The sequence below is a fragment of the Burkholderia sp. Bp9004 genome, assembly GCF_003858025.1.
GTDB classification, from domain to species: Bacteria; Pseudomonadota; Gammaproteobacteria; order Burkholderiales; family Burkholderiaceae; genus Burkholderia; species Burkholderia diffusa.
In genome coordinates, this window is the sequence record NZ_QTQD01000082.1 from 1 (window position 1) to 1,061 (window position 1,061).

A 1,061-nucleotide genomic window follows, 5' to 3' on the forward strand; every position below is an offset into this window, starting at 1 on the left:
AACCGCCGCCAGGAAGAGCACATCGAGCTGATCGCGTCGGAAAACTACACGAGCCCGGCCGTGATGGCCGCACAGGGCTCGCAGCTCACGAACAAGTACGCGGAAGGGTATCCGGGCAAGCGTTACTACGGCGGCTGTGAATACGTCGACGTGGTCGAGCAACTGGCGATCGACCGCGTGAAGCAGCTGTTCGGCGCGGAAGCGGCGAACGTGCAGCCGAACTCGGGTTCGCAGGCGAACCAGGGCGTGTTCTTCGCGATGCTCAAGCCGGGCGACACGATCATGGGGCTGAGCCTCGCGCACGGCGGCCACCTGACGCACGGCTCGCCGGTGAACATGTCGGGCAAGTGGTTCAACGTCGTGAGCTACGGCCTGAACGAAAACGAAGACATCGACTACGACGCAGCCGAGCAACTGGCGAACGAACACAAGCCGAAGCTGATCGTCGCGGGCGCGTCGGCATTCGCGCTGAAGATCGACTTCGAGCGTCTGGCGAAGATCGCGAAGTCGGTCGGTGCGTACCTGATGGTCGACATGGCGCACTACGCGGGGCTGATCGCGGCGGGCGTGTACCCGAACCCGGTGCCGCACGCGGACTTCGTGACGACGACGACGCACAAGAGCCTGCGCGGCCCGCGCGGCGGCGTGATCCTGATGAAGTCGGAATACGAGAAGCAGATCAACTCGGCGATCTTCCCGGGCATCCAGGGCGGCCCGCTGATGCACGTGATCGCGGCGAAGGCGGTGGCGTTCAAGGAAGCGCTGTCGCCGGAGTTCAAGGCTTACCAGGAGAAGGTGGTCGAGAACGCACGCGTGCTGGCTGAAACGCTGGTCAAGCGCGGGCTGCGGATCGTGTCGGGCCGTACGGAAAGCCACGTGATGCTGGTGGACCTGCGCGCGAAGAAGATCACGGGCAAGGCGGCGGAAGCGGCGTTGGGCGCGGCACACATCACGGTGAACAAGAACGCGATTCCGAACGATCCGGAAAAGCCGTTCGTGACGAGCGGGATCCGTCTGGGTTCGCCGGCGATGACGACGCGCGGCTTCGGCCCGGCGGAAGC

Annotated in this window: 1 protein-coding gene; it reads left to right on the plus strand. The window is 64.9% G+C overall.

What is annotated here, in order from left to right; translation table 11 throughout:
• Positions 1-1,061 (plus strand): serine hydroxymethyltransferase (gene glyA, locus DIE08_RS35240; RefSeq protein ID WP_148096103.1); only part of this gene is annotated, 1,061 nt, incomplete at both ends.